Source organism: Phenylobacterium sp., from assembly GCF_044371015.1.
Lineage (GTDB): Bacteria > Pseudomonadota > Alphaproteobacteria > Caulobacterales > Caulobacteraceae > Phenylobacterium.
Genome location: NZ_JBILUK010000140.1, coordinates 1 through 8,118, shown reverse-complemented (window position 1 = coordinate 8,118; position 8,118 = coordinate 1). Strand labels below are relative to the sequence as shown.

The following is an 8,118-nucleotide window of genomic DNA, read 5'->3' as shown; positions in this document are numbered from 1 at the left end:
GCAGATGCAACTCCAAATGATCAATGCGGGTGAAAGGCGCCGAATTGATCGTCCCACCTACGCAGCAAAGTTCTGACGATTGGTGACCGGACGCGAAAACTGTTGCCCAAATTGAGTAGCGCGGCCGAGCCTGCGTCGGCACTTGCGCGCGGCGGGCAACCCGAACACGCTTCGCGCGGGAGCGAGGTGCGATGAGTCGTTGGCTACGGACCTGGATTTTGACGACGGCGGGGTGGGCGTGCGCGGGCGCCGCTACGGCGCAGGACATGATGTCCTTTCCCGCGTCGCTGGAACGCGAGCCGTTGCTTCTCTGGTTGCAGCGGGAGACCGACATCGCGCCGGAGCGGGTCGTGGCGGTGACCGCCCAGGCCCTGACCTCGGTTGTATCCACCTTTCCGGCCGGCGGTGGCGCCGGGCCGCGCGTCGTGATCCGCGCCGAGGCGCTGAGCGCCGAGACGCAAGCGCGCACAAACGCGCTGTCCTGGCATGTTTCGATGAGCGCCGATTGCGCCAACCGCCGGGTTCGGTTGGGCGAGACAACCGGCTATCCACAACGCAATCTGTTGGGAGACCTCCGCGTACTGCGCCCGGCTGAGACGGAGTGGCGGCGGCCGGAACCTGGCACGGCCCTGGACAACGCCTGGCGGGCGGCGTGCGAGAGCGGCTTCAAGGGGCCGTTCCAGTCCGCTGCGGTGAGGGTCGCGCAGGTTGATCCGCCGGTTGATGCGACGCCGGCGGCGGCTCTGCCGCCGACCCCCGAAGCCCCGCTGGCCCCCAGGATCGACCCGCGTCCAGCCCCGCCGCCGCCCGCACCGGCCGCAGTGGCGGCTCCGGAGCCCACGCCCAGGATTGTGGCGGCGCGTCCGGCCGCCGCCTCGGGCCTTGCCGCGCAGGTGGGGGCTGTGGTGTCGGACGCTGAGGCGCGCAGCCTGTTCGCGCGACTCGCCGCCCAGGTGCGTGGCCGGCCGACCTGGATCGAACAGGCGGAGGTTGGCGGTCGGATATGGCGCCGCGCCCTGGTGGGCGGGTTCGCAGACGCCAATGAGGCGCGGGCCTTCTGCGCGGCGGTTAAGGCGGGCGGGCGGGACTGCTTCCTGCGGACCGATTCAAGAAAGCGTTCCCCTGTGGGTTGAATCGCGATGCGCGCATGAGGCGAGTATAGGCATAGTGGCGCCGGGGACGACCGCATGCTTGTTTGCGTCCGCCGAGGAGACCTCATGCTGAGTGGGCTGAGACGCGTGTTGACCAGTCCCGTGACCGGACCGGTCGCGACGGCCGTGGCGTTCGGATTGGCTGCGGCGCTTGTCGTATCCACCGCAGGCTGGCGAGCCGAACAGTCGCGGTACGAGGCCAGGCTTGCAAGTTTGACCCGGGCGGCCGAGACCGCCCAAGCTGGACTCAGAGCGGAAGTGGCCGCCTGTCGCGCCTCCGATGCCCGCCGGGAAGCCCTGGAGGCGGAGTTTGCCCGCCGTGGCGGTGGACCGGCAGACGCCGATGCCCTGCTGGCGTCCTCGCCGGAGGGCATAGACGCCTGCGCGCGGATGGAGAGCGCCGATCGGGTCGTGCTGCAGAATCTGAAGCGATGAGCCGGATGAAGGCGCACCGAGGCATTGGACTGGCTGCGGCCACCCTGGCTCTGGCGGGGTGCCAATCCCTGAAGCCAAAGCCCGCGCCGACGCCGCCGACGCCCGTGGTGACCCCTTCGCCGCCGCCGGCCGCGGCCGAGCCCGCGCCCCGGGTGATCCGTCTGCCGGCGCGGAGTTGTGTGCCGCGCAACCTGCCGCCGGCGCCGCGGTATCCCGACACGGATCAGGCGCTGCGAAGCGCCGCCGGCGCCGCCGACCGCTATCAGCTGCTGGCGGCCGGCCGGCTGCTGCGGCAACGACGGCTCGAAGATCTCGAGCGCGTCATCGCCGCCTGCCGGTGATCAGAACCGCCGCTGGATCTCGAGGCTGTAGGTGCGCGGCATGATGTAGGACACCGTCTGGTTCACGCGGTTGAACAGCGGGTGGTTCACGTTGTTGGCCACAGAGTTGTTGCTGATGCGCCCTCCGCTGACGCCTGCTGAACCACGCTGATCGAACGCGTTCTTCAGTGAGGCGATAACGGTCCACTTGTTGTCGTGATCGTTGAACAGCACCCGGAAGTCGTTCGTTCCGTAGGATTTGGCCCGATTGTAGTAGGTGTTGAACACCGAATAGTAGGTCGCCGCCCGCCAGACATAGTTGCCCGATAGGGTGAGGTTCCCCGCGCCGATGTCCCAGGTGTAGTTGGCGTTGATCGCCACGCGGTGCGGCGTGGACGACGGCAACCGATAGCCGCTCAGGTCCTGGTTCACGTTGACCAGCAGGGAGCAGGCCGGCGGCGTACGGCCTGGAATGCAGGCGTTGGGCGCTTGGACGGACGCCGGCGCGATTTGTGCGCCGGGCTGCAGCGCCAGCGGATCGTCGGGATCGGGCGAGAAAACGCCCTTTTTGATCTTGGCGTTCAGGTACGAGTAGTTGGCCAGAATCTGCAGCCGGTCGATCGGCTGCCAGATGGTCTCGATCTCGAGCCCGAAGTTCTCGGCCTTGGGCACGTTCACGAACCGGGTCTGGTTCGCGCCCAGCGTCTCGTTGAAGAACGACAGCGGGATCTGGATGTCCTGATAGTCGTAGTAGAACGCCGAAACGTTGGCCTGCAGGCGTCCGCCGAAGGTCTTCTTCAGCCCGACTTCGTAAGCGTCGATGATTTCCTTGTCCGTAGTCACGAAGGTCTGCAGGGTCGTGGTTCCGGAGTCGAAGCCGCCCGCCTTGTACCCGCGAGAGACCTTCGCATAGGCCAGGGTGTCGGGATCGGGCTTCCAGTCGACGCCTAGGGTGCCGGTTACGGCGCTCCATTTTTCATTGAGCAGGCGGTGGCGCAGGCCGGTGGTCGGGTCGGTGTAGATGCCGGCGACGCCGCCGACCACTGCGGGGTCGGTGACCTGCACGCCATTGATGGTGGTAAACCCGGGCGCGCCGACAGCCGTGACGTCTACCGGGCGACCATTGACGCGCGAGACGGGGCAGACAGCGGTGAACAGGCAGAACAGTCGCGCACCCTCGAACGAGGTCTTCTCGTCACGAGTGTAGCGCAGTCCGGCCGTGACCTTGAGCTGCTCTGTGGCCTGCCAGTCGATCTGGCCGAAGGCCGCGTAGGACTCGTTCTTGTTCTCGGATTCGCCGACCGCGTAGCGGCGGAGCGGATTGGGCGCCGCTGCGACAGTGGCGGTCGGGGCGGCGGCGTTGAACAGGATCGGCGTCTCGAACCGCGCGTCGTCAGGGAAGCGGGCGTCGGAGAGCCTGTAGTTCGAGCCCTCACGATACTGATAGACCCCAACCAGCCACTGCAGCGGACTGTCGTTGGTCGAGGCGATGTTGATCTCGTTGGAGAACCACCAGACCTCTTCCTGGTACTGGTTGTGCTGACGCGGGAAGTAGACCGGGCTCACCGTCGCAGTCTGGCCGGGCAGGCCGAACAGCGGGTTCGGAAGCGGCCCCAGGAGGAACGGCGCCTGGCGCGAGGTTCCATCCAGATCCGTCTGCAGCCGGTAGTCGTAATAGGTCAGGCCGGTGATGTAACGGATGTCGAAGCTATCGGCGTGGAACGTAACGTTCAGGGTCGTGGTCTGGCTTTCGAGATTGATATAGTTGCCGTCATCCGTGTTGTAGCAGAATTGGCAGGTGTTCCCCGGCAGCGCCGAGGCCAATCCGAAGGCGGCTGAGTTCGGGGTGAACGGCGCCTGCAACGGGTTGTCGTTGACCCGGAAGCCGTAGGCGGCGGTCGTGCGTCCGCCCGGACCGCGGCCCAGCGTGTGCCACTCGGCCTGCGAATGCTTCAGCCACCAATCCAGTTTGCCATCGGCCAGTGAACCATCGAGCTGGCCTTCGACGTTCCAGAAAGCGCCGCGGCCGCCCTCATCGGGCGTCGCGGGATTCAGGTTCTCGAACACGCCCTTGCCGACGTGGCTGTAGGACCCCCCGAGCCGCCCGCGGATCCCCGCGAACAGCGGACCCGAGATCATGGCTTCGCCGACCTTGGCGTCATAGCTGCCGTAGGAGGCGCGGGTTTCGGCGGTGAACTCGTCGGTCGGGCGCTTGGAGATGATGTTGAGCGCGCCGCCGATGGCGTTCTTGCCGTAGAGCGTGCCCTGGGGTCCGCGCAGCACCTCTGTGCGTTCGATGAACATGGTCGACTGGGCGAAGGCGGTGACCGACGAGGTGTAGAAGCCGTCGTTGTACATCGCCAGTCCGCCCTCGGTTGAGCGGTTGTTCGAGAACCGGCCGATGCCGCGCAGCGAGGCGCGGTCATTGTTGGTGGAATAGGCCAGGCCCGGCGTGAAGTTGGTCAGGTCCTGAACCGAGTTGATGCCGACGACTTCACGGCGCTCATCGGTGAACGCCGAGATGGCGACCGGCACGTCCTGCAGGCTCTGTTCCCGCTTTTCGGCGGTGACCACCAGTTCTTCGATCTCGTTCGCCGAGGATTGGGTCTGTGTTTGGGCGTAGGCCGCGCCGCCCGCGAGGGCGAAAACGCACGACAATAGGATCGACTTGCGCGAAAGCATCCGGACGTTCCCCCAAGCTCATTTATGGCGCCTTTGTGGCGTCCAAATTCGAATGTCCGGCATGGTGGCCGCGACGTCAACCCGTGTGACGATTTCGTACTGTGAGACAGCCGAAGGGTTGAGGGCGAGCGAGGTGCGGGCAGGGGCGGGGCCCGTAACGCCCCGCGCCACGCCCCGCGTTCACAAGACCCCCAGCATCTCCGCCACCAGGGGGTGACGCACGATGTCGCGGTCCTGCAGGCGCACGACGGCGATATTGCCGACCGCCTCCAGCTTGGCCGCGACGGGGCCGAGGCCGGAGAGCTCGGGCAGAAGGTCCGACTGGTTGGGATCGCCGGTGACCACCATGGTGGAATGCCAGCCCAGGCGGGTCAGAAGCATCTTGAGCTGCATGTAGGTGCAGTTCTGCGCCTCATCGATCACCACGAAGGCGTTGTTCAGCGTGCGGCCGCGCATGAAGCCCACCGGCGCAATCTCGATGGCGCCCTCGGCCATCAGGGCGCGCACCCGCTTCATCGAGAGACGGTCGGAGAGTGCGTCGTAGAGCGGGCGCAGGTAAGGTGCGAGCTTGTCTTCGGCGTCGCCGGGCAGGAAGCCGATGCTCTCCCCGGCCTCGACGGCGGGGCGTGACAGCACGATGCGGCCCACCCGGCCGCTCTCCAGGGCCTCCACCGCCTTGGCGATGGCCAGATAGGTCTTGCCGGTTCCGGCCGGGCCCAGGGCCAGAACCAGGTTCTTGGCGTCGACGGCGTCGATCAGCGCCTGCTGGCCGGGCGACTTGGCCTTGATGGTCTTGAGATAGGCCTGCTCGCGTCCCTGTTCGCGATCATCATTGTGGTGCTGGAGCGGCGACCACCCCCGATCGACCGGGAGCCTCCGAATTTTGTCATCCCCCTCGAATTGACCGGCGTCGAACGCGCCTTCGCGCAGTTGTCGCTTCAGAGCTCGCTTGCTCATGTGGTCTCCTTGTAAATCCATAGGATCGGGGACAAGAAAAAAGGGCGTCCCGTGCGGGAGCGCCCTGGTGGAGTCGCGGTGGCGATGGCTCGAGGCGACCGGAGGTCCCTCTGGCTGGGTCGGTCCGGGCGTTGACGCCCGGGGGAACGTTCGGCGTGACGCCATTCACTCCAGTCCAACGCGGCTGCGAACGAACGGAATTGCCCCTTCGAATCGCATCACTAGAATGATCCTAACGTGGTTTCGAAATCGTTAAACAGACCCCTCAATCAAGAAAAAGGACGCGCACGTGCCTGTCTACAGTCTCGGAGATGTGACGCCTGTATTACCGAAAGATGACGAATACTGGATTGCGCCAACGGCCGCCGTGATGGGGCGAGTTGTACTGAAGAAGAACGCCTCGATCTGGTGGGGCGCCGTGCTGCGCGGCGATAACGATCCGATCACCATCGGCGAGGGCTCGAATGTGCAGGATGGCAGCGTTCTGCACACGGATACGGGCTCGCCGCTCAATATCGGTGCAAACGTCACGGTCGGCCACATGGTGATGCTGCACGGCTGCACTATCGGCGACGGCAGTCTGGTGGGCATCGGCTCCACGGTGCTGAACGGCGCGGTGATCGGAAAGAACTGCCTGATCGGCGCCGGCTGCCTGATCACCGAGGGCAAGGAAATCCCGGACAACTCGCTGGTGATGGGCGCGCCGGGCAAGGTGGTGCGCGAACTCTCATCCGAGCAGGCGGCGCGGGTCGCGCTGGGTGCGTTGCACTATGTGGAGAACTGGAAACGGTATCGGCGCGAGTTGCGCGAGGCGTCTTGACCTCCCCAGCGTCGCGCGCCGACGGTGGGGCCCATAAGAGGAGCAGCGCCATGTCTTATCAGTACATCAAGGTCGACCGGGACGGACCGGTCACCATCTTCACGCTCAATCGGCCCGAAGTGATGAACGCGCTGCATTCGCCGGCGCACTTCGAAATGGACGAGGCGCTCAACGCCTTCGCGGCCGATCCGGACCAATGGGTGGGCATCGTCACCGGAGCCGGCGAGCGGGCCTTCTCGGCAGGCAACGACCTCAAGCATCAAGCCTCGGGCGGCAAGATGGGCAATCCGGCCTCGGGTTTCGCGGGCCTGACCAGCCGGTTCGACCTCGCCAAGCCGCTGATCGCGGCGGTGAACGGGGTTGCTATGGGCGGCGGCTTCGAGATCGCGCTGGCCTGCGACATCATCATCGCGTCCGATCAGGCGGTGTTTTCGCTGCCGGAGCCGCGCGTCGGGCTGGCGGCGCTGGCGGGCGGGCTGCACCGTCTGCCTCGCGCCATCGGAACCAAGCGGGCCATGGCCATGATCCTCACCGCGCGCCGCGTGTCGGCCGCAGAGGGCCAGGCGCTGGGCTTTGTGGATCAGGTTACGCCGGCCGCGGGCCTGATGGACGCAGCCCGGGCCATGGCCAAGACCATCTGCGAACTGGGCCCAATGTCGATCCGCGCGTCCAAAGAGGCGGTCTATCGCGGCCTCGACGAGCCGAGCCTGGAAGCCGCGCTCAAGGGGCAGAATCGCTATCCGGCGGTGGCTGCCCTTTACACCTCTGAAGACTTCAAGGAGGGCCCGCTGGCCTTCGCCCAGAAGCGCGCCCCGCAGTGGAAGGGGCGGTAGCCCCTTCGCCCAAGGCAGCGGATACGCCGTCGGCTCATCCGCTCTGTGCCGACTGCGGCGCCCAGACGCTGGGCCGCTACTGCCATCATTGCGGTAACGAGGCTCACGTGCATCGCACCCTCGCCCACCTGGGCGAGGAACTGCTGCACGGGGTGGCCCATTTCGACAGCCGCGCATGGCGGACGCTGCCGATGCTGGCGTTCCGGCCGGGGCGGCTGACGCGCGGCTGGATCGAGGGACAGCGGGCTCGCTATGTGAGCCCCCTGGCGCTGTTTCTGTTCACCGTCTTCGTCATGTTCATGGCGCTGAGCTATGTGCCGGCGCCGGCGGAACGGCCGGTGGCCCAGGAGGCGCGGGCGGCGGCGGCGCGCATCCAGGCCCAGGCCGGCGAGGCGCGAGACGGCGCAATCCAAATCCAGAGCGACGGCGACTGGAGGGCGGCCATGGTCCGGCTGGCGCGTGAGGGCCAACTCGACACCGGAGATCCCAAACTGGACGCCAAGATCCGCCACAAGCTCGAGAACCCGGACCTGACGATCTACAAGCTGCAGCAGACCTTTTACAAATTCTCGTTCCTGCTGGTCCCGATCTCGGTTCCCTTCGTGGCCCTGCTGTTTCTTTGGAAGCGCGGCACGACGCTCTACGATCACGGCGTCTTCGTCCTCTACTCGCTGACCTTCATGTCGGCCCTGGTCCTGCTGACGGCGCTGGCCAACCGGATCGGCGGACCCGTGTCAGAGGCCGGCGCGACGGCGCTGGTGCTGGCGGTTCCGACGCACATGTTCTTCCAGCTCAAGGGCGCCTATGGGCTGCGCTGGGTCTCAGCCGCCTGGCGGACCGTGGTGCTGCTGATCTTCTGCGGCGTGGCCCTGGGGATGTTCGGACTGTCGATCCTCTGGCTGGGGATGATGTGATCCGGC

The 8,118-nt window shown here is 66.4% G+C and carries 8 protein-coding genes; 6 read left to right on the top strand and 2 right to left on the bottom strand.

The features are described from left to right. Window positions 1–266 precede the first annotated feature (266 nt). The 3 genes from ACIQ3R_RS11995 to ACIQ3R_RS11985 all read left to right on the top strand — a co-directional run bounded on the left by ACIQ3R_RS11995 (window position 267) and on the right by ACIQ3R_RS11985 (window position 1,927). Window positions 267–1,133 carry an SPOR domain-containing protein gene (locus ACIQ3R_RS11995; protein WP_397418780.1) on the top strand — a complete coding sequence of 289 codons (867 nt, stop codon included), beginning with the start codon at window positions 267–269 and terminating at the stop codon, window positions 1,131–1,133. Window positions 1,134–1,241: 108 nt separating this feature from the next. Next, complete coding sequence (locus ACIQ3R_RS11990) at window positions 1,242–1,586, top strand: hypothetical protein (RefSeq protein WP_397418778.1); 345 nt, start codon at window positions 1,242–1,244, stop codon at window positions 1,584–1,586. A gap of 5 nt (window positions 1,587–1,591) precedes the next feature. After that, on the top strand, window positions 1,592–1,927 hold the full coding sequence (locus tag ACIQ3R_RS11985) for a hypothetical protein (RefSeq protein WP_397418776.1): 336 nt from the start codon (window positions 1,592–1,594) through the stop codon (window positions 1,925–1,927). Here the strand turns inward: ACIQ3R_RS11985 and ACIQ3R_RS11980 are convergent, their stop codons facing one another. Beyond that, window positions 1,928–4,588, bottom strand: a complete 2,661-nt coding sequence (locus ACIQ3R_RS11980) for a TonB-dependent receptor (protein ID WP_397418774.1) — start codon at window positions 4,586–4,588, stop codon at window positions 1,928–1,930. It lies immediately after the preceding gene. A gap of 180 nt (window positions 4,589–4,768) precedes the next feature. Next, on the bottom strand, window positions 4,769–5,545 hold the full coding sequence (locus ACIQ3R_RS11975) for a PhoH family protein (RefSeq protein WP_397418772.1): 777 nt from the start codon (window positions 5,543–5,545) through the stop codon (window positions 4,769–4,771). 289 nt (window positions 5,546–5,834) lie between these two features. Between ACIQ3R_RS11975 and ACIQ3R_RS11970 the strand changes: the two genes are divergently transcribed. The 3 genes from ACIQ3R_RS11970 to ACIQ3R_RS11960 all read left to right on the top strand — a co-directional run bounded on the left by ACIQ3R_RS11970 (window position 5,835) and on the right by ACIQ3R_RS11960 (window position 8,112). After that, window positions 5,835–6,365 carry a gamma carbonic anhydrase family protein gene (locus tag ACIQ3R_RS11970; RefSeq protein WP_397418770.1) on the top strand — a complete coding sequence of 177 codons (531 nt, stop codon included), beginning with the start codon at window positions 5,835–5,837 and terminating at the stop codon, window positions 6,363–6,365. Between the two features lie 50 nt (window positions 6,366–6,415). Continuing rightward, complete coding sequence (locus ACIQ3R_RS11965) at window positions 6,416–7,198, top strand: enoyl-CoA hydratase-related protein (RefSeq protein ID WP_397418768.1); 783 nt, start codon at window positions 6,416–6,418, stop codon at window positions 7,196–7,198. Between the two features lie 107 nt (window positions 7,199–7,305). Then, a complete protein-coding gene (locus tag ACIQ3R_RS11960) occupies window positions 7,306–8,112 on the top strand; it encodes a DUF3667 domain-containing protein (RefSeq protein WP_397418766.1) in 807 nt (268 codons plus the stop codon). The last annotated feature ends 6 nt before the right edge of the window (window positions 8,113–8,118 follow it).

What these genes read in the sequence shown, in the direction of transcription:
- ACIQ3R_RS11995 (WP_397418780.1), top strand. Translation starts at nt 267, where the DNA reads ATGATGTCCTTTCCCGCGTCGCTGGAACGCGAGCCGTTGCTTCTCTGG.
- ACIQ3R_RS11985 (WP_397418776.1), top strand. Translation starts at nt 1,592, where the DNA reads ATGAAGGCGCACCGAGGCATTGGACTGGCTGCGGCCACCCTGGCTCTG.
- ACIQ3R_RS11980 (WP_397418774.1), bottom strand. Translation starts at nt 4,588, where the DNA reads ATGCTTTCGCGCAAGTCGATCCTATTGTCGTGCGTTTTCGCCCTCGCG.
- ACIQ3R_RS11975 (WP_397418772.1), bottom strand. Translation starts at nt 5,545, where the DNA reads ATGAGCAAGCGAGCTCTGAAGCGACAACTGCGCGAAGGCGCGTTCGAC.
- ACIQ3R_RS11965 (WP_397418768.1), top strand. Translation starts at nt 6,416, where the DNA reads ATGTCTTATCAGTACATCAAGGTCGACCGGGACGGACCGGTCACCATC.